At 45.2% G+C, this 19,551-nt stretch carries 17 protein-coding genes and 1 pseudogene; 13 read left to right on the top strand and 5 right to left on the bottom strand.

All coding sequences use genetic code 11. The annotated features are described in order from the left end of the window. Positions 1 to 42: 42 nt before the first annotated feature. Positions 43 to 642 (bottom strand): TetR/AcrR family transcriptional regulator, encoded by a 600-nt coding sequence (locus tag MLD56_RS24645; protein ID WP_029518723.1) that lies wholly within the window; start codon positions 640 to 642, stop codon positions 43 to 45. Between the two features lie 243 nt (positions 643 to 885). Here MLD56_RS24645 and MLD56_RS24650 point away from each other — a divergent pair, with 243 nt between their 5' ends. From MLD56_RS24650 to MLD56_RS24675, 6 genes are all read left to right on the top strand, one after another. Then, positions 886 to 1,626, top strand: coding sequence for an ABC transporter ATP-binding protein (locus tag MLD56_RS24650; protein ID WP_029518724.1), 741 nt, complete (start codon positions 886 to 888; stop codon positions 1,624 to 1,626). Next, positions 1,623 to 2,384, top strand: coding sequence for an ABC transporter permease (locus MLD56_RS24655; RefSeq protein ID WP_029518725.1), 762 nt, complete (start codon positions 1,623 to 1,625; stop codon positions 2,382 to 2,384). Before MLD56_RS24650 ends, MLD56_RS24655 begins: the two co-directional genes overlap by 4 nt. A 122-nt stretch (positions 2,385 to 2,506) precedes the next feature. After that, complete coding sequence (locus MLD56_RS24660) at positions 2,507 to 2,854, top strand: KGG domain-containing protein (protein ID WP_029518726.1); 348 nt, start codon at positions 2,507 to 2,509, stop codon at positions 2,852 to 2,854. 240 nt (positions 2,855 to 3,094) lie between these two features. Next, the gene (locus MLD56_RS24665) at positions 3,095 to 3,391 is read left to right on the top strand and encodes a hypothetical protein (protein ID WP_029518727.1); all 297 of its coding nucleotides are present in this window, start codon (positions 3,095 to 3,097) and stop codon (positions 3,389 to 3,391) included. Positions 3,392 to 3,480: 89 nt separating this feature from the next. Beyond that, the gene (locus MLD56_RS24670; protein WP_029518728.1) at positions 3,481 to 4,383 is read left to right on the top strand and encodes an AraC family transcriptional regulator; all 903 of its coding nucleotides are present in this window, start codon (positions 3,481 to 3,483) and stop codon (positions 4,381 to 4,383) included. A 496-nt stretch (positions 4,384 to 4,879) separates the two neighbouring features. Beyond that, entirely contained in the window at positions 4,880 to 5,767 is an 888-nt protein-coding gene (locus tag MLD56_RS24675) for a copper amine oxidase N-terminal domain-containing protein (protein ID WP_029518729.1), read from the top strand. A 381-nt stretch (positions 5,768 to 6,148) separates the two neighbouring features. On the opposite strand, the gene MLD56_RS24680 is transcribed toward MLD56_RS24675, so the two are convergent. Next, positions 6,149 to 6,343 carry a hypothetical protein gene (locus tag MLD56_RS24680; RefSeq protein ID WP_238437815.1) on the bottom strand — a complete coding sequence of 65 codons (195 nt, stop codon included), beginning with the start codon at positions 6,341 to 6,343 and terminating at the stop codon, positions 6,149 to 6,151. 311 nt (positions 6,344 to 6,654) lie between these two features. On the opposite strand from MLD56_RS24680, the gene MLD56_RS24685 reads away from it, so the two are divergent. Then, positions 6,655 to 7,836, top strand: a complete 1,182-nt coding sequence (locus MLD56_RS24685; RefSeq protein WP_029518732.1) for a serine hydrolase domain-containing protein — start codon at positions 6,655 to 6,657, stop codon at positions 7,834 to 7,836. Here MLD56_RS24685 and MLD56_RS24690 read toward each other — a convergent pair. Beyond that, complete coding sequence (locus MLD56_RS24690) at positions 7,822 to 8,265, bottom strand: Lrp/AsnC family transcriptional regulator (RefSeq protein WP_029518733.1); 444 nt, start codon at positions 8,263 to 8,265, stop codon at positions 7,822 to 7,824. The two genes, MLD56_RS24685 and MLD56_RS24690, sit on opposite strands and share 15 nt — an antisense overlap. A 147-nt stretch (positions 8,266 to 8,412) precedes the next feature. Between MLD56_RS24690 and MLD56_RS24695 the strand changes: the two genes are divergently transcribed. Continuing rightward, positions 8,413 to 9,600: an MFS transporter gene (locus MLD56_RS24695; protein WP_239645246.1), complete on the top strand. Its 1,188-nt coding sequence runs from the start codon at positions 8,413 to 8,415 to the stop codon at positions 9,598 to 9,600. Between the two features lie 137 nt (positions 9,601 to 9,737). On the opposite strand, the pseudogene MLD56_RS24700 reads toward MLD56_RS24695, so the two are convergent. Together MLD56_RS24700 and MLD56_RS24705 are read right to left on the bottom strand one after the other, a co-directional pair. After that, a pseudogene (locus MLD56_RS24700) lies at positions 9,738 to 9,842 on the bottom strand (SDR family oxidoreductase); the annotation flags it as partial. Positions 9,843 to 10,000: 158 nt separating this feature from the next. Further along, positions 10,001 to 10,945, bottom strand: a complete 945-nt coding sequence (locus MLD56_RS24705) for a helix-turn-helix domain-containing protein (RefSeq protein ID WP_029518735.1) — start codon at positions 10,943 to 10,945, stop codon at positions 10,001 to 10,003. A gap of 166 nt (positions 10,946 to 11,111) precedes the next feature. Between MLD56_RS24705 and MLD56_RS24710 the strand changes: the two genes are divergently transcribed. The 5 genes from MLD56_RS24710 to MLD56_RS24730 all read left to right on the top strand — a co-directional run bounded on the left by MLD56_RS24710 (position 11,112) and on the right by MLD56_RS24730 (position 18,941). Further along, positions 11,112 to 13,310, top strand: a complete 2,199-nt coding sequence (locus tag MLD56_RS24710; protein WP_029518736.1) for a glycoside hydrolase family 52 protein — start codon at positions 11,112 to 11,114, stop codon at positions 13,308 to 13,310. A gap of 35 nt (positions 13,311 to 13,345) precedes the next feature. After that, on the top strand, positions 13,346 to 15,517 hold the full coding sequence (locus MLD56_RS24715; protein WP_029518737.1) for an alpha-glucuronidase family glycosyl hydrolase: 2,172 nt from the start codon (positions 13,346 to 13,348) through the stop codon (positions 15,515 to 15,517). A 471-nt stretch (positions 15,518 to 15,988) separates the two neighbouring features. Further along, positions 15,989 to 16,912, top strand: a complete 924-nt coding sequence (locus MLD56_RS24720; RefSeq protein WP_029518738.1) for a S8 family peptidase — start codon at positions 15,989 to 15,991, stop codon at positions 16,910 to 16,912. A 1,056-nt stretch (positions 16,913 to 17,968) separates the two neighbouring features. Beyond that, entirely contained in the window at positions 17,969 to 18,148 is a 180-nt protein-coding gene (locus MLD56_RS24725; RefSeq protein WP_029518740.1) for a hypothetical protein, read from the top strand. A gap of 70 nt (positions 18,149 to 18,218) precedes the next feature. Then, on the top strand, positions 18,219 to 18,941 hold the full coding sequence (locus tag MLD56_RS24730) for a phospholipase A2 family protein (RefSeq protein ID WP_029518741.1): 723 nt from the start codon (positions 18,219 to 18,221) through the stop codon (positions 18,939 to 18,941). Positions 18,942 to 19,551 lie beyond the last annotated feature (610 nt).

Genomic DNA, 19,551 nt, shown 5'->3' on the forward strand with positions numbered 1-19,551 from the left:
TCGGGTCTGCGACGCAATCATGTTAGCTGCATCAGGTTGAAATCAGACTTCTTTGGTCAGCTCACCATCTCGTTCTTGCTGCACACGCAGACCTGCCAAAAAGGTAGCCATCATCACCTCTATGCTCCGGTCCACCTCCACAGGCAAACCAAACCCGCCCTTTTGTTCAAGCGAGGCAAATCCATGAAGCAGGCTACGGAATCCCCTCGCTGCATGAATGCAATCTTCTTCCTTGAAGCCGTAACCACTGGACAGGACGGTAATGACCAGCTCGGCCACGCGATCCGCAGCCTGCCTCATTTCGGTATCATTTCGATCAGTTGCATACAGCATCGCTTCATACAAACCGGGTCGCTCGCGAGCATACCGCATATACGCCTTCCCCATAGCGGTTAGCGCATCTGCGCCCGCTCTACCAACTGCTGCGCTCATCAAAGCTTCCTCCAACTGTTCGAGACTGTGCAATGCCAGTACTTGGCGCAGTCCGTTCAATCCGTCCACGTGGTTATACAAGGACGGAGGGCGAATGTGCAGCTTTTGCGCCAGCGTGGTAAGCGTGACATCCCCCATCCCTTGTTCATTGGCAATGTCCTCGGCAGCCCGCAGGATATCTTGCAGTTTTACTCCGTTTCTAGGCGACATCATCCTGTCTCCTTTCATCGAATTTCTATGTAATTCAGTTCCTTATACATGTACAGAATCGACCCAGATTCTATTTTAACTAATCCTGTTAGTTTATACAAAGAAAATGCCGTTTACCGCAGCCAACCTGCATCGAATCTTTACAGAAGAGCATAGCAGTCATTACTGATATAATAAAAAAATAAGATCATAGAACGGATCTGATCCCTTCCTCGATCCCCTACAAAGGAGCTAGCTATAACTATGGAACCCAAGCCACTTCCAGCTATTGAATTCAACCACATCATCAAATATTTCACCGGGTCCGGACGGCAACGTGCTGTTCTGAACGGGATTACGGCAAAAGTTTCCCCCGGCAAAATCACCACGTTGGTCGGTCCATCGGGGTCTGGTAAAAGCACGTTGCTTTCACTGTGTAACCTCCTAATGACACCGGATGAAGGGGAAATCCGTGTCCTCGACAAACCTATATCGGAGTGGGAGATCCCTGAACTGAGACGGAAAGTCGCATTGGTTTTTCAGGATGCCCCCATGCTTCAGGGAACTGTCCTGTACAATCTCCAAACCGTAGAACGGCTGCACGGTACAGTTCTGGATGACCCTGCCAGCCTGTTGGAACGCGTAGGGCTCACCCGCGATCTGTTGGAACAGAAGGCGCAGGAACTGTCTGGCGGACAAAGACAACGCTTGGCCTTGGCGCGGACGCTTGCGAACCGCCCGGATATTTTACTGCTGGATGAGATTACTTCTGCACTGGACCCTGCCTCGGTCAAAGAGGTTGAGGAACTGCTGCTGCAAATGAACAAAGAAGAGGGAACAACGATGATCTGGATTACGCATCATATGGAACAAGCCCGCAGAGTAGGCCACGAAACATGGCTAATGATCGACGGAAGACTGATAGAACAAGCGGATACGGAGACGTTTTTTAATGCTCCGCAGCATAGTGAGACCCGAAAGTTTGTAGCAGGAGAATGGGTATGACGATTGTTGCCTTGATTCTCTCTCTCGGTTTTGTATTTATCGCCATCGTCATGTCCAAATCCTTCAAACTCGGTCTGGACCGAGACATGATCATCGCCACGATCAGAGCGTCGGTTCAACTGCTGGCGATTGGATATGTATTGCATTTGATTTTTGGGATGCAAAGCTACGGGTTTATCGTATTATTCATTCTGCTCATGATTACCGTAGCCTCACAAAATGTTGCGCGCAAAGGACGATTTATCCCCGGTCTCATGTGGAAGTCATTCCTGACTTTGCTGTGTGTGGAAATCGTTACACAGACATTCCTCATTGGCCTGCATATTATTCCGGCGACAGCCCGATATATGATTCCGATTAGCGGTATGATCATTGGCAGCTCCATGATTTTGTCCAGTCTGCTGGTATCCCGGCTCAAGTCGGAAGTCCTGCTGCGCAAGCCTGAAATCATGCTCATTCTGGCGTTAGGCGGCACGCCTAGACAAGCCATCTTCCCTATACTCAAGGATTGCATACGTTCCAGTATGATTCCAACCATTGAGGGGCAGAAAACGCTGGGGCTTGTCCAGCTTCCCGGCATGATGACCGGACAAATCATCGCAGGTGCCAATCCGATTGCCGCCGTGCGTTTGCAATTGCTCATCGTATTTACCACCATGACCTCTGCTATTTTGACCAGCGTGCTGCTCAGCCTGTTCATTTATCCGGCATTATTTAACCGCCAGCAACAACTGCATACCGAAGCATGGGAACGCTAATCAGGTGAATATCCCCGGTTATCTACTATTTCGCAAAATAAAAGGACATGTTTAATTCCTGACACAAAGGTTAATAGATACACGTACCCGCTTTACTAAAATTCGATGAGGAGTGATTGAACATGGCTAACAACAACCAAAATGGCAAAATGAGTCGCGAAGAAGCAGGACGTCTAGGTGGAGAAGCTACTGCTAAAAATCACGACAAAGAATTTTACCAAGAGATTGGCGAAAAAGGTGGCGAGGCCACTTCCAAAAATCATGGCAAGGACTTCTACCAGGAAATTGGTGAAAAAGGCGGCGAAGCCACTTCCAAAAACCATGACAAGGAATTCTATCAGGAAATCGGACGCAAGGGCGGCGAAGCCCGTGGCAATTCAGACCAAAGTGATAGCGACGGGAAAATGAGTAGGGAAGAAGCAGGCCGCAAAGGCGGCGAGGCTCGCGCACGCCAACGTAAAAATAATTGACAATAAAGCTATGCCGTCGGTGCAATCCTATGAAGAGGCACAGACTGCGTATAAACACAAAGTAAGTTGACGTTTATGTTATAAAAGCCTATCTGCCGGAAGAATGGCAGATAGGCTTTTTGTGTAAAAGTTACTTTCAACATCGGATCATACACCTTACAATATACATAAACAGGATAAATAACCAATCATACATATTTTATTACAAATGAAAGAATGGATTATGGGAGGTTGGTGCGAATGTTGATTACAAAAAATAAAACGGCTGCAACTATTTTAAAAATTATATTTTTTTCACTAATTTTCAGCTGGATTTATTATTATTCAGGTCATCACTCGACAGAAATCGCTAAGCTAGTTAAAACTACAGATGATTACTTGGTCATACAGAGAGATACTTTTAACGGAGGTGGATATAAAGAATTATATATTTCCTCAAAGTCCGCGATCCCTCCTCTGGTTATAGGCAAACAATATTATTTCGTGTCTGATCAAAGGTACTTTCAACACCCATATATCCGCTATGTAGAGGAGTAAAGCAGAACAAGAGAAAAAAACACATGCAACTCAAGTCAAATATTCCTGCATTCCGGCTGTTAAGATGGAGTCGAAAGGAGGGAACGCTCGTGTATGAATGGAACGAAATGGTTCAGCTTATGATCGATTGGATTGATAATAATCTTACTTCAGCACCTTCGTTGTTGAGAATGTCCAATCAGTTAGGCTACTCCCCTTACTACTGTACAAAACAGTTTCATTCCCTTACAGGAATAACGTTAAGGGATTATGTGTGGATGCGCCGGATTAGCCGTGCCGCGCTAGAACTCCGAGATGGCAATGTCCGCATCCTCGATGTTGCAATAAAGTATGGGTTTTCTTCACAGGAGGCTTTTACACGGGCATTTGTAAAAGCATTCGAGGTAACTCCGGCTGTATACCAGAAGGAGCCCCGACCTATTCCGTTAGCCATTCGCGTTGAGGTGTTCTCTCCTTATCATTACCATTTGAAGGAGCGGGATAAGATGGTTAAGGATCATTTGCAAGAAGCTGAAGTCAAAATCGAGCATATACCAGCACACAAATTTATTGGAATCTGGGATACCTCTTCTCGAAACTACGGTGATTTCTGGAGAAACGGTCACAATTGTGATGAAATTTGCGGAACATTGGAAAGCATGTCTCATCTCAAGCTTCCCGAACAATTGGGCCAAACTGCGGGCTGGTTCTATCAGGATGGTCAGAAGGGATATCTCTATGGAATACCGGTTGCCGCTGACTACGCCGGAGAGATTCCCGCAGGAATGAGGTGCCGGGACATCCCCGAATCAGATTACCTGGTGTTTTTCCACCCACCCTTCAATTATTTAAAAAACAATGGAGACGTTATGAGAATGGTGGAGGAGAAAGCTTGGAACTTTGACCCTAGCAGCCTGGGGTATGAATGGGATGAGGAAACAAAGCAAGATTATCAGCGGCATTTCCCAGAAGGATACGGATACGCAGTGTTACGTCCAGTAAAAAAAGTGTAGAGAAAAAGAATCCGAAGAAGCCGCTACGATCAGGATGCTGTTCATCGTCTTGCTAAAGTCTGTTGAAAAATAATAACAGTTTATTACTGACGGGTTCCGTTTTGAGGTGCAATACACATCGAATTGACATTGTGGACACAATCCGATGTAAATACAGAATAAACCGATTCACTGAATCATACAGTTGTCGGTTTATTCTTGATCAGCATTTTTATTTTGCAAGTAACTATCAACGACGTTAACCCATTGTTCCCTTACCACTTCCGTTGTTTCCTGCGAATACAAACATAGTAGCAAACGGCTCACTCATGATAAAATATCCTGTTCTTTAATTCGTTCGACTTGATCATTACTCTACTCTTTAATTAACTTGCCTAGGTTGCGGGTACGATTCATCCAACCATCAACATCCCATCCAAATCATATATCGGGAGTATATCGTAAATCGAAAAGTCTGAAAGAATCCAGCGTCACTCAAATTGTGGAGGTATAGAATATGAGCTCTGTCTCAAAAGTAGCTTGCATATCTATTTTAGGTCTTACTTTAGGTGCGGGAGCAGCACAAGCTTCTTCGACACATATTATCGTTAATAATTCAATTGTATCCTCTGATGAAACTTACCAATCTCATGGGATTACCATGGTCCCATTAAATGCTGTTCAAAGTTTACCTGGTGTATCCATCACATGGAATAATAGCACCAAGACAGTCACAATAGATCGTAACGGTGAAAAAACACTATTAAAAGTTGGGCAGAAAAGTGCAACGCTTGGTTCAAAAAATATAACCTTGCCTGTTGTCACTACATTGAAAAACGGACGGATTATGGTCCCTCTCCGATTCATTGCTGATTCATCCAATGCGTATGTCTCCTGGAATCCAAAATCTCAGACGGCCTATGTAGCGAAAGCAAACAATGAAATAAAAAACAAATATACTTCGGATAAGCTTAATGTATCCAGAGGAGCAGCAATCAAACTTCCCAAAGTTAGCAATTTAAAAGAATATACACCCAAAGGGTATGAAAATCTGAACACAGACTATTATTTTCCTGAAGGCAAATCAAATTCGTTTTTTATTCAGGAGATGGATGTTATTTCATACTATAAAATCAGCAACGATTGTAGTGTATTAATATGGACAGCACGTTTTGACTCAACCAAAAGGGAGAGCAGTGGTCTATCCTTTTTGCCTTATAAATTAGTGGAACAAGACGGCCAGAAACCTACAATTCAAGGGCGAATAACCCATTTTAATTTCATGGCCGCTGTTGGAGAAATCAGTTACAATCTCATTGACAATACTGGGAAAGAGATAAACCCAGGGCAAAAAACAGTTGAACCAACAAATTTCTTTTTTGATATCCCTGATGAACAAAAATGATCGAATTGACTTTGCATGCGTTCTTTTCCTCTTACATTAATAAAGACCAGAATCTAAGCTGGTACGTGGTAATAAATTGATACAATATTGGTTTGGAGGTATAGGCAATGAAATCTTTTCGTTTTTGGCTAGTCCTAATCTCGTGTCTAGTTATTACTGTAAATATTACGGGGAACGACGACTATAATATGCTATTGGCTATCGTTAGCCCGTTGGTTTGGATGTATGAATCATTTCGATTTGTGCGAGAAGCAGACATCCCCATAACCATTGTTTACTTCACTACACTAGTTTTCTGGTATCTCATTGGATACGCTTTGGACCGTTTGATTAGAAAATCAAAAAATTAAAATCACTTGAAATTATCTTCTAAATTATCGTCTACTTTGTCAGGCTCAAACTCGACCGTTCTGTTTTAAAGCGATAATAATCAGACAGAGAAAGCATCTTATCGTAATCGCGACTCATTGAAGCGTTCATATATTCTGAAAATGTCGATACAGCAGTCTCTTTGGGCTTATCGGGAAGTTTATAAGGTTCCTTATCCCCTCCAAAAGCCGTAACAATTACGGTCAAACCCCCTCCTAGGGCAACCAAGCAAGCCAACTTATTACGCGATACAAGCCTCAATAAACAAAACCCTCTTTGTTGTAAATTTTACCACCTATTTTCAACGTATCTCAACTTAAAAAGATGCTATAAAACGCAGCATAACTTCTTGTAAAACCCCATTCATTTAAATCTAAGGCCATCTCTTCAATATAATTTTATTTTAACGTAAATTCTCACTGAATACCTTTGTTACCTTATGTAATGTCGTCTTCCCATCCTGTAAACTAAGTTCCATCAAGCGGTAACCGCTGGATCATAGAGAGGATGAGATATTTATGAGTTTGGAAAATAGAGTTTTTGCGATACAAGCTGGTCTGGACGGACGTGTAAATGCAGTTATAGATCAAACCCTTGCCGAAAAGCGTCTGATCGGCACAGTCGTCATGATATTTATGGATGGTTCACCCGTGTATGTCCGAGCGGCGGGGCTGGCTGATCGAGAAGAACAACGTCCTATGCATGAGGATGCTTTATTTCGGCTTTCTTCTGTATCCAAACCGATTGTATCTACTGCGGCTTTGGTTTTGGCAGCCCAAGGATTGATTAAGCTCGATGAATCTATTGAACGCTGGTTGCCCGATTTTCGCCCCCGATTAATCAGTGGTGAGCAGCCCTCCATTACAGTACGCCAATTGCTGACACATACTGCCGGGTTGACCTATGGCTTTTTAGAGGAAGAAGGCGGGGGTCCCTATCATCGTGCAGGCGTATCAGATGGCATGGATTTTTCAAATCTTACGCTGGAGGAGAACTTGCAACGTTTGGCTTCTGTGCCTCTGTTATATACACCGGGTAAAGCATGGGGATATTCGATTGCTACTGATGTGCTCGGCGCTATCATTAGCCGTGTATGTGGCACAACCCTTGATGCAGCTGTTAAAAAGCTCGTTACCGAACCTCTCGGTATGCACGACACCAGTTTCGCGGTCGCGGATGCCGGACGGCTTGCGGCTCCTTATGTCAACGATATATCAGAACCTCGGCGAATGCGTGAGCTTGAGGTTGCACAGGTTTTTGAGGGCACGGCAGGACTTCGTTTTCAGCCCGCGCGAGCCTTTGATCCCACGGCTTTCCACTCTGGTGGCTCTGGTATGATTGGCAGCGCAAAAGATTTCATGCGACTGTTGGAAACACTGCGAAACGGCGGCAATCCGTTACTTTCAGAGGAATGGGTCCGCGAAATGGGCACCATCCAGACCGGGAACCTTCCCTTGGCAGGCTGGCCGGGGCGGGGTTTTGGATTAGGATTCACCGTACTCCAAAATCCCGATGAAAGCGGAACAGCAGAATCACCCGGAACGTGGCGTCTCGGAGGAGCTTATGGTCATTCGTGGTTCGTTGATCCCGCACTAAGACTCAGTGTGGTCGCCTTTACCAATACAGCGTTTGAAGGGATGTCAGGTCCGTTTACAACTGAGCTTTGCCAAGCCATTTACGGTAGCTCAAATAGGGTCTAATAAAGTGGGGGTTACATGTTTATGGTCTACAGGCGAGGACAGGACAATTAACGTGGTAGAGTGCCCATGCTTTCCACACTCATCCCCGAACTGCTCCAGCTTGAGCATAGACTCAACCATGACTTTCAGTAAGTAATTTTGCTCGCCGCTGATTCTATGGCACTCAATGACTTCAGGTGCAGATTGGCAAAACTCAACAAATGAATTGCATTGATTCGTGTGCACGAGCACGTGAGCCATGATCGGTTTTCCAACTTTCTCATGTGAAACTGTGGCACGATATCCGGTGATAATACCTTTATCCTCCATGCGCCGTACTCTTTCCGTTACGGCAGGCTGGGAAAGTCCAACCTCCTTACCCAGCTCGGTCATGGAGATACGCGCCTGGTTTTGTAGACACAACAAAATTTTATGATCCACTTGGTCCATCAAATCCATCTCCTTAAGTTCAAGGCAATATTGTAAAAATACAATTATTATTGTGTGTTATTTCGAGTATTGACTTATTATTTTATGATTTAATGAAATATTAGCATGCAAAATCAAGGACGTAAAGTAGGAGGACATGGAGAGGGAATGAAACTAATGAAATATAGTAAGCCTCTGCTTTTCATCGCACTTGGCCTATTTGGTGTATACACGATTGAGTTCGGTGTGGTTGGCATTTTGCCGGTCATCATTGAACGTTTTCATATTACGGCAGCTCAGGCCGGGTTTCTTGTCAGTTCATTTGCATTGATCATCGCGCTGTTCGGTCCCTTCATGGTGCTATTGATGTCCAGGTTTAACCGCAAGCGAATCATGACAATATCGTTGTTTGTTTTTGCCATAACAAGCTTGCTGTCAGCCTATACATCCAACTTTTATCTACTAGTGATTTTACGTATCATTCCGGCTCTGTTTCACCCGGTGTACTTCTCGCTTGCCTTTGTCGCCGCTACTGCGTTATATCCCCCGGAAAAGGCAACGCAAGCTTCCGCCAAAGCCTTTCTCGGCACGAGCATGGGAATGGTACTCGGTATTCCAATTACGGCCTATATCGCCAATCAAATTTCATACGAGGCCTCCTTCTGGTTTACTGCGGTAGCGAATGGGATTGCAGGGATTGGTATTTTATTCATGCTGCCGGATACACCACAAGCCGAAATGTTCTCCTATCGGAAGCAGCTTGGCATTTTGCGTAAAATACCGCTGTGGCTCAATATCGGGGCAGCTACTTTTATTTTTGCAGCCATGTTCTCGGTGTATAGCTATTCTGCCGAATATTTGGGACAAAACACAGGGATGAGCAGCAATGTTATCAGTTTTCTGCTTATTATTTTCGGCATCGGCGGAATGCTCGGCAATCTATTGGCTGGCAAGCTCATGGGCTTGCATAAGGTACGCACCGCTCTTTTTCATCCAGTAGTCTTGGGGGGCACCTATTTGCTGCTGTACGGGATCAGTTCTTCATTTATCCCTACCCTCTTCATCATTATTGTGTGGGGGGCCGTTCATACCAGCGGACTGATTGTCGCCCAGATTTGGGTGATTGATGAGGCCAAAGAAGCTCCCGCGTTTGCCAACAGTCTTTACATCTCGTTTATTAACCTAGGGGTTTCGCTGGGCTCGCTGGCAGGGGGATGGTTTATTGCCAGAGCCGGTATCCAGGGGACGCTGTGGAGCGGTTTGCTGTTCGCCATGCTGGCGATGGTATGTATCGGGACTAAAGTAATTTATCCACGTATTTTTCGAAAATATAAAAGGTTAGATGTGCAAAACTAAAGAGTTGCAAGAGGGCCAAGCCTGTTATCATAAAAAAAACCGGTCAACACTTTGTATGGTGTTGAACCGGTTTTTGTTTAATGATTTATTCCTGCCTGTCGGATTGGATTAGAATGAAACATGCACTTCGTTGCGAATTAAATCAACGTATAACCACCATCCGGGAACAGCACGCTTCCGGTGGTAAGCTTGTTCGCCATCAGATACAACACAGTATGTGCAATTTCCTCATTATACCCCACCCCGGTGTAAACAGATGGCCGAATGCTCCGACTTTTTCAAAAAACGCCTAAACCTCTTCCTCTATTTGATTATTAAGCACGTTGATTATGTAAATTCGTATTATTCTCAGCTACCCTATAGGGATTATATCATAACTATTTTAAAGGAATACTTATTTTTATTCAGATGGGCTTCCCTGCACTGAGCTTTTGCGATAGGATGTCGGCGACTGGCCCGACCAGCGCTTGAACTGTCTGCTAAAATGCGCAATATCCCCATAGCCGAGCATATCGGCAATTTGTTGCACCGACCATTGCGGATCAGCCAACAGCAACTTGGCCTCATGCAGCACAAGCCCGGATAGATATACACGGGGAGAAACGCCGAAAACACTACGGAATACACGATTACAATGGGATACGCTAATACCTAGCTCGGATGAAATCCCCTCGATCCCATCCTGTTTTTCCACCGAGCCAGCCTGCCCATAGGGCTGATTTACTCTGCCCTGAAGACGACTGGCAATCTGATGGGCAAGCTCTGCCTGCACATATCCACGCCCTGGCAGATGAGCGGCTTCGCTGGATACAGCCTCCCACAACGTTGCGAACAGTTCAAACACAGCAGATTGAATCCGCATTCGCTTTGCCACCGAATCACTACCAATTCCTATGTCTTCCGGCGTTGAAAGATCGAGCAACTTGCCCAGCGCTGGTCCCATCTGCCCTGCCACTGTGCCTTCAGCTGGAAACAGCACCTGCTCCAGACGACTCAGCAGCGAGAGAAACAGCTTATCATCAATGTCGAAATGCATACAAAAATACGTAAATCCCTCTCCGTTACTATGACTGGAGTGAACAATCCCCGGACGCAGCAGCACCAGATCACCCTGTCGCTGGGTATAGCTACGACCATCCACAACCATGATCTGTTCTCCCGCAAGCACGATGTTAATTTCATATTGAGGATGCTCGTGTGGCGGATAGCTCCAGTCTCTTCCCACACTTCGTGTATGAATGGCAAACAGATTGACTGTGGTCCGCACATCGGGAAAAAAGAATTCCTCTCCGGCAGCTGTAAGGTCCGGATGATGGGGACGCTTCGGTAAACGTGGTGACGACATGTTTTCCCTCCTGGCTTACTTACATGGATATACCCCAGTATATCGCCTTCAGCGCGATTTGGATAAATAGTTGAGCGATTTGACAATGGTTCCCCACCACATGACATGCTAGGCTCTAAGTGAAGTTAATCAAAGTTGAACTTTATCATGAAAGGGGTTTCATTATATGTCGAAAAATATATTTTATAACACACAGCATGCACCTATCGGTTCTTTTTCCAGCTTTACACTTGGGTTTAAGGGTAATCGCGGCGGACTTGGTTTGGAGCTGGGCAAGCCTGCCGACGAAAATGTATATATCGGGCTGCAATCCAGAGATGGCGAATCATACGAGGCGCTTCCCTTCTTTGCATCCACACAGGATGAAAGTGCCCGCTACGACGTGGAGAAAAAGGGTAAACGAACGGAACCGCAGCTTATGGCCTTTGCTGATTCCGACATTACCCGTGAGCTAAAAGTAGGAACGGATACATGGCAGGCCGGCGATTTGACGTTCCGGCTGTACTCTCCTGTTCGCCCGGTACCCGAGCCGGGAACCGCAGGTATGGATGAGCTGCGAGCAGCGTTGGTTCCGGCGGTATTCGCCGAGCTAACCGTCGATAACACGCAGGGGACTGCAGCGCGAAGAGCTTTTTTCGGCTATCAGGGCAGTGATCCGTATAGCGGCATACGCATTATAGGAGAAGATCCGCGCAGGGACACTACGGATTCTACCCCATTGGAGGAAAGACTCACAGGCATCGGCCAAGGGCGCAGTACAGCCATTGTGACCAACAGCAGCGAAGCAGTACCTGCCAGCGGATTTGCAATGGAGAAGCTGCTTGGGGAGACCATGGCCGAGAATTTATCCTTTGGCCTGGGCACGACGGGTGCGCTCCTGATGGACGTTCCCGCAGGTGAGAAGCGCACATATGCCTTCGCCATATGCTTCTATCGCGGCGGCATTGTGACAACAGGCATCGAAGCGTCGTATTACTATACCCAGCTGTTCAAGGATATTGAGGACGTGGGAAACTATGCGTTGAAGCATTTTACAGACCTGACTGCAGCCTGTGTTCAGGCTAATCGCTGGATGGAGTCGGCAGACCTGAGCCCGGACCAGAAATTTATGCTCGCTCAGGCGATCCACAGCTACTACGGCAGTACTCAACTGCTGAGTCACCAAGCGGACGGAGAACCGATCTGGATTGTGAACGAAGGCGAGTATCGGATGATGAATACCCTCGATCTGACGGCGGATCAGCTTTATTATGAATTGATTTTGAATCCATGGACGGTACGCAACGAGCTGGAGTGGTTTGTCCAAAGGTACAGCTATCGGGATGAGGTACGCTTTCCGGGAGAGGAACAGACCTATCCCGGTGGTATCACGTTTACCCATGATATGGGCGTAGCCAACGTGTTCTCCCGGCAGGGATACTCCTGTTATGAGCTGGCAGGGATTGACGACTGCTTCTCTTACATGAGCCACGAGGAACTGGTGAACTGGCTTTGCTGCGCCACGGTATATATCGAGCAGACACAGGATCAGTCATTTACGACACGTATGCTACCTGTTTTGTGTGACTGCTTCGAAAGCATGCTACGACGGGATCACCCCGACCCGGCACAACGAAACGGCTTGATGGGCTTGGACAGCTCTAGAACCCGGGGAGGCGCGGAAATTACGACCTACGACAGTCTGGACGTATCTCTGGGTCAGTCCCGCAACAACATCTATCTGGGCAGCAAATGCTGGGCGGTATATGTTGCTCTGGAAAAGATATTTGCCTCAAAAGGGCTTAACTCCCTTTCACAGGAGGCTGGCTTACAGGCAGACAAATGCGCAGCAGCGATCACAGCACATATGACAGACAAGGGCTATATTCCAGCAGTTATTCAGGAAGGTAATGACTCGCAGATTATTCCTGCCATTGAGGGACTGATCTTCCCTTACTTTACAGGATGTGAGGCTGCGCTTAAGCCTGATGGACGGTTCGGTGGATATATCCAAGCACTGCGGCGCCATTTGGAAACTGTACTGGTACCGGGAGTTTGTCTGTTTGAAGACGGAGGCTGGAAGCTGTCCTCGACCAGTAACAACTCCTGGCTGAGCAAAATCTATCTGTCACAGTTTATTGCCCGCGAGCTGCTGGAACTGCCTTGGGAAGAAGCTGGGCAGGCCGCAGACGCTGCCCACGTCTCATGGCTTCTTCACCCTGAAGAATCCTATTGGTGCTGGAGCGATCAGATACTCTCGGGCATTGCCCATGGCAGTAAATATTATCCGCGCGGAGTTACCGCTATTTTGTGGCTGTATGAAGGCAACGGCAACCGTCTGACTCTCCCAGAGCATATGAGTCAGGATCAGAAACAGCATGTCTGAGGATCATCTTCACCTGCCCAAAAGGAGGCTCCAATATGAGCAAGCTTATGGATATGCCAAAAGAAAGCGGCTATGCGGCTTGGCTGCATTACAGCCGCAATAGTAAGGTACAAAAGCTGCCCGCTTGGTGCAGGGTCATCGTGGTCCATGAGACAGATGAAGTGCTTCAATCGGCTGCGAGTGAGCTTCAGCACGGATTGACCTCCATGTTTGGACAGCAGCCGAAAATCAGCACCGTTCCTGTAAATGCGCCATTCATTGCGCTGGGTACGTTCCCAACGCATCCTTTGGTCGCAGAACGATTCAGTGCGACGGAACAGGCAGAAGTGGGCGCGGAAGGCTACCGAATTCGCGGGCTAGAGATGCCAGATCCGGCATATTCAGCTTTGCACAGTAACGATGAGTTCAAAGGACCGTACGTTATAGTCGCGGGGCAGACCTCCAAAGGCGTATTGTATGGAGTCTTTCATCTGCTGCGCTACCTTCAAGGAGGATTAGACGGCAAACTGAAACCCGCCGCCGAGGAATCATTGCACGCTCCCCTTCTAGACCTATTGTCTAATCCAGCTAATCCCATCCGTATGATCAACCACTGGGATAACATGGATGGTAGTATTGAACGCGGGTATGCGGGTGGGTCCATTTTCTACGACAATAATGCCTTTACTGCAAATATGGAGCGCCTGCGAGACTATGCCCGTCTACTCGCTTCTGTAGGCATTCAAGCGCTATCCATTAACAATGTGAATGTCCATCAGGTAGAAACCGAGCTGATTACAGATAAATTCCTACCGGATGTGGCCAAAGTAGCTGCGGTATTCCGCGCCTATGGCATACAGATCTACTTGAGCATTAACTATGCCAGTCCTATTCAGCTCGGCGGGTTAACCACAGCCGATCCCTTGGAACCAGCTGTAGCTGAATGGTGGCAGACCAAAGCCCAGGAAGTTTACGCCGCCGTTCCTGATCTGGGTGGTTTTGTGGTCAAAGCCGATTCCGAAAATCGGCCCGGACCGTTCAGCTACGGGCGCCATCACGCCGATGGAGCCAATATGCTGGCAGATGCGTTGCAGCCCTATGGCGGACGTGTGATTTGGCGCTGCTTTGTCTACAACTGCAAGCAGGACTGGCGCGATCGCAAGACGGATCGAGCTCGCGCAGCCTTTGACCATTTTAAACCACTGGATGGGCTGTTTCGGGAAAATGTCATTTTACAGATCAAAAATGGTCCCATGGATTTTCAGGTGCGGGAGCCTGTCTCCCCCCTGTTCGGTGGGCTGGAAGCCACTCAGGTGCTACTGGAATTTCAGATTGCGCAAGAGTACACCGGCCAACAGAAGCATCTATGTTACCTTGTTCCGCAATGGAAGGAAGTATTGGATTTTGATACCTACGCCAAAGGAAAAGGCTCCACCATCAAGCGTATTGTGAGTGGCGCCCTGCATTCTCCCAAACCTACCAACTATGGAATAGCCGCTGTATCCAATATTGGTGCAGACACCAATTGGACCGGACATTTGCTCGCCCAGTCCAATCTTTATGGCTATGGTCGACTGGCATGGGACCCGGAGCTGTCTGCGGAGGAAATCGCTGATGAGTGGGTTCGGCTGACGTTTGGCAGACAAGGGAATAGCGAAGGCGACACAGATTTAATTTCTACCATTAAGCAGATGCTGCTCAATTCATGGAATATCTACGAATCCTACACCGCCCCTCTGGGGGTCGGCTGGATGGTCAGTCCCGATCACCACTATGGGCCGGATGTAGACGGGTACGAATATTCCAAGTGGGGAACCTACCATTTTGCTGATTGCCGAGGGATTGGAGTAGATCGCACGACCACAACCGGGACCGGCTATGCAGGACAATATTTTGCTCCCCATGCCGATATCTACGAATCTACGGACACCTGTCCGGATGAGCTGCTCTTATTCTTTCACCATGTCCCTTATACACACTTGCTCCACTCCGGCCAAACTGTCATACAGCACATTTATGATACCCATTTTGAAGGTGCAGAACGTGCGGCCCATCTCCGAGACACATGGGTTAGTCTACGAGGGCAGCTGAATGATACCATGTATGAGCAGGTGCTGGAGCGGCTGGAGCATCAGGCTGAGCATGCCAAAGAATGGCGGGATCGGATCAATACGTATTTCTACCGTAAAAGCGGCATTGCCGACCAGAAGGATCGCCCTATTTATTAAGCAGGCTGTCTCGGCTTCCATGGAAATTAAAATTTTATAGAACAATGATAACTTAAAGATACTGATAACATCCCCACTCCTTGGCAGCATCCGATTTAGAAGTATCAGATAAAAAGTGATTAGCTGTTGGAAATAGGCCGTGTTTTACCTGAACTGAATCTCATATATGGGCGACTGGTTTTTTACCAAGACTCTTCAGATTTCAAAAAGATGGCTTTCATCAGGAGTCATCTTTTTTTGTATCCATTGAGCATTATCATAGCAGTTACCCTTACGGGACATCGACTATTTGACTTTGAGTTTTATCAATGAGCACATGTGTTCTGGGGGTGAATGTAATGCATGCCTCAATGTCAGAGCTTCTGTTACACGTTCCTTGAATGACCGACTTTTAATTTTAAAACTTTAGTTGTATTTTTTAATATCACTGACACTTTCTTAATTAACAAAAGAGAATGGATGTGAGATAGAGTGAAAATACAATCGATAGGATTACCAAACTATAATATTAAAACTGCTACAAACAAAGAAAACAAGGGTTTAGAAATAATTCATGCTGAACAGTTTTGGAAGCGGAATATTTTTGGATCTAATGTTGTCATTGCTGTGTTGGATACCGGAATAGATATGAAGCACGAAGATCTACAAAACAACATCATTGGTGGGAGAAATTTCACTTCAAACTATGACAATGATCCGCATAACTATCAGGATGGCAATGGACATGGGACTCATGTTGCAGGAATTATTGCAGCTAACAATAAAAAAGTTAACATCGGAGTTGCCCCACGAGCCAGCATTCTCATTTTAAAAACGTTAACCAATGACGGAGATGGAGATATTAATAATTTAATTGAGGCTATTTACTACGCAATATTATGGAGAGGGCCCAACGGAGAAAGAGTTAACATTATGGCAATGTCTTTGGGTACCATAAAGGACAATCCTCTTCTGCATGATGCTATCCGCTATGCAGTGGAACACGGCTTGTCTATAGTCGCTGCTTCCGGAAATGATGGAAACGGGGAGAGTGATCGGGAATATAGATATCCCGGTGCTTACAATGAAGTGATAGAAGTTGGGTCTATCGGAGCAACAAAATTAATTTCAAAATTTTCTAACAAAAACGAGCAACTTGACATTGTCGCTCCGGGTGAAGACATATATTCCACATTCCTTAATAATAAATATGCCTCTTTTAGTGGTACATCTATGGCAGTCCCTTTCGTTGCTGGTGCATTAGCATTGATCATCGAAGAAGGCAGAATCCTATTCAAAAGGGATCTTACTGAACCAGAAATTTATGCTCAATTAATTAAAAGCAGTTCGCTGCTCTTTGGAAATCCAGCTATAGAAGGAAACGGAATGCTGAATTTGTTAAAGAGCTTTGGATAAGTTGATCTAAAATTAAAAACTTATCGCCTTGCTAAAAAAAAACGACTCATGACCTGATAGTACGAAATATAGCTATAATTACAATCATACAAAAGAATCAGTTCATGAGTTGCTCTCATCACCGCAAAATTTCTGTAAAATGGTCTTATGAAAGTATGTTTCTCACAACTACTCTAAGTCTGTAATTACTCGATTTTCAAAAGCCTCTAGGCATGTTTTAAGTTCAAGTTATACACTCCGGACGTAAGACGTTAGAACACTAGTGGCTTCCAAGAAAAAGCGTCATTACTTATTAGGAACTCCCTCCCTCAAGCAGTAGAACTCCAAGTAAAACTTATATATTCCTCTCTAGTTTTGAAATGCTCCAAATACACGAGTTCCTCTTTCAAAATGCTGTGAAACGATTCAACGCAGACATTGTCATAACAATTCCTTTTTCGGCTCATGCTGCCTTTCATGCCGTAATCCACAAGCTTTTTCTGGTGTTCCTGAGCCGCATACTGACTGTCCGATCCGAATGGTGCAGAACTTCACTGGCAGGACGGTGAGCCTGGTAAGCACGCTCCAATGCTGAAAGGACCGGTTCCTTTGTCATCAAGATCCCATTTGGAAGCCCACAACCTGTCGGGTATACAGGATCCATGACGCTGGGCAGGTAAAACCATTCTTCATCCATACTTCCCTTGGCGTTTGAGCAGAAAACTGCTGGTTCAGGTGTTTTTCATGGACGGGTATCTGATATTTGGAATTCGTTGTCGCTTGGTATTCTTCACGATCCTAGATTGAAGGAACAGCTGCCTAATTTTCTGCTCGACCTGACTTCTTCGCTTCTTTCGCTCACTGCTCTTTTGGCACCTCGAATGAATTTGGTTTTATTCTCGCTTCTCGTCTCTCGGTGTCCACTTTTTAGTCTAACATCAATATGGGCATTTCATGTATGCAGCTTTAATAAAAGGGGGAGGAAAACGATAAACTTATAAATATTGGGTTGTTATATCTAGTACATAACTCACTTTTATAGTTGTAACAAATTAAATCGAAAGGAGAAATTAAATTATGAATGAGAAGAAAACTACTCAGACAAATGCTTCCCAGCAAGAGCAAGTGCAGATTCAAGCGGAAATTGGCTGTTACCAACTGCCTAAATGCTGTGGCTTCGGACCTGACTGCCCAGCAACATATCGCGGTGTATTTAAGAACAATCCGGTCTTTTATTCATGTGGCTGTTCACCTTAATGATTAGCTTTTGATAAGATTTGTGCGTTATCCGCCTTTATATTTCAATTTTAGAGGAGTGTATATAGTTATGATGAATATAATTAATGGTCGACCTATGACAATAATCGAAACAACCGATTTTTTAACTGAGCTTACAAATAGCCCTGATTATAAGAAAATTTCAAAATTAATTGATACAGAGTATTCGAAATTTTCTCTTGAAAACCTAAAAATCAAAGCTACTTTTGTGAGTGACTTATATACAACAAACAAAAAATTAAATGTAGGAAAAATGATTTATTTCATTAGTGAAGATAAGAAACTTGTATTTCATGCCTTTGGTTATAATGAAATTGACAGTACAGAAGTTACTTACTCCCTTGGTGTAGATATTTTAGAGGGGAACGAATTGAAACAATTAGATGTGAAAAAAGGAAGAACTCACGTCACTAATTCACCTTATGATGGAGTTGATCTAGACGTAGAGGTGGAAACTCCACCTTTTCATGACGAGACATACACCCCCGGAGAAACTAACAATAAAATTACTACTGCTTGGGATCCTACGGAGTTTTGTGCTCCTGGTGGTTATCAGCATTGTGGTAAAAACTGTGGATACAATATGGCTAGAGGTGGGGGCGCCCCCATTAACGAATTAGATGAATGTTGCGTAGCACACGATCGTTGCTGGGCAAATTTCGGCGAAGGTAACTGCGAGTGCGATGGGATTCTCGAGAACTGCGCTCGCAGATATAGAACTCAATATTATATTATAGCTAATGCCATTATCATTTATTTCGAAGGATGCTAATAGATAATACTTAAAATGTATAAATATCTCCACTTCTTAATATAGTACTATCCCTTTCAAGTAGACACTCAAAAAAACCTTATGTCACATGAGGAAAGAGTAAACTTGAAGGGGATATTTCCATATAGAAAGGGTAATTTCTTTTTCAGAAGAAGCAGAACAAGAAACTGTTCTATAGGCCTCTACTATTTGAAAACGATAATATTAAGACGCCTTATGATAAATATGTTTGTACTGATTAGGAACATGTAGCCTTAAGCAGAATAAGAGCAGGTACCTTTCCTTACTATTTATTTTGAGCCTCAGCTGATCTTTGCAATTTTTTAAAAAGATTTCCTTACAGCTTGTCGCGAGACTCCCTGTTCTCTCGCTACTTGAACAATCCGTTTTTCTTTACCTTGAACAATTATCAGTCGGAGGACTTAAAAACTAACTTTTTTACTCATTGGACACACCTCAACTAAGTTTGATTGTGTTCTCCATTCCCCGTGTCTAAACGGAAACCACCGGCAGAGAAACGTGGGAAGTTTGCGGTAGGAAGTCAATTCAAGAGCGCGTCAAAGAAGTATCCTCTTGGGAGCCTTTCGTTCTGGAACTGGATTCGGTAAAC

Source organism: Paenibacillus peoriae (assembly GCF_022531965.1).
Lineage (GTDB): Bacteria > Bacillota > Bacilli > Paenibacillales > Paenibacillaceae > Paenibacillus > Paenibacillus polymyxa_D.

Bases quoted from the DNA above. Each gene is read 5' to 3' on its own strand.
- MLD56_RS24650 (WP_029518724.1), top strand. From the start codon at position 886: ATGGAACCCAAGCCACTTCCAGCTATTGAATTCAACCACATCATCAAA.
- MLD56_RS24710 (WP_029518736.1), top strand. From the start codon at position 11,112: ATGTCGAAAAATATATTTTATAACACACAGCATGCACCTATCGGTTCT.
- MLD56_RS24690 (WP_029518733.1), bottom strand. From the start codon at position 8,265: ATGGACCAAGTGGATCATAAAATTTTGTTGTGTCTACAAAACCAGGCG.
- MLD56_RS24715 (WP_029518737.1), top strand. From the start codon at position 13,346: ATGAGCAAGCTTATGGATATGCCAAAAGAAAGCGGCTATGCGGCTTGG.
- MLD56_RS24645 (WP_029518723.1), bottom strand. From the start codon at position 642: ATGTCGCCTAGAAACGGAGTAAAACTGCAAGATATCCTGCGGGCTGCC.
- MLD56_RS24685 (WP_029518732.1), top strand. From the start codon at position 6,655: ATGAGTTTGGAAAATAGAGTTTTTGCGATACAAGCTGGTCTGGACGGA.
- MLD56_RS24655 (WP_029518725.1), top strand. From the start codon at position 1,623: ATGACGATTGTTGCCTTGATTCTCTCTCTCGGTTTTGTATTTATCGCC.
- MLD56_RS24695 (WP_239645246.1), top strand. From the start codon at position 8,413: ATGAAACTAATGAAATATAGTAAGCCTCTGCTTTTCATCGCACTTGGC.
- MLD56_RS24730 (WP_029518741.1), top strand. From the start codon at position 18,219: ATGATGAATATAATTAATGGTCGACCTATGACAATAATCGAAACAACC.
- MLD56_RS24725 (WP_029518740.1), top strand. From the start codon at position 17,969: ATGAATGAGAAGAAAACTACTCAGACAAATGCTTCCCAGCAAGAGCAA.
- MLD56_RS24665 (WP_029518727.1), top strand. From the start codon at position 3,095: ATGTTGATTACAAAAAATAAAACGGCTGCAACTATTTTAAAAATTATA.
- MLD56_RS24660 (WP_029518726.1), top strand. From the start codon at position 2,507: ATGGCTAACAACAACCAAAATGGCAAAATGAGTCGCGAAGAAGCAGGA.
- MLD56_RS24705 (WP_029518735.1), bottom strand. From the start codon at position 10,945: ATGTCGTCACCACGTTTACCGAAGCGTCCCCATCATCCGGACCTTACA.
- MLD56_RS24675 (WP_029518729.1), top strand. From the start codon at position 4,880: ATGAGCTCTGTCTCAAAAGTAGCTTGCATATCTATTTTAGGTCTTACT.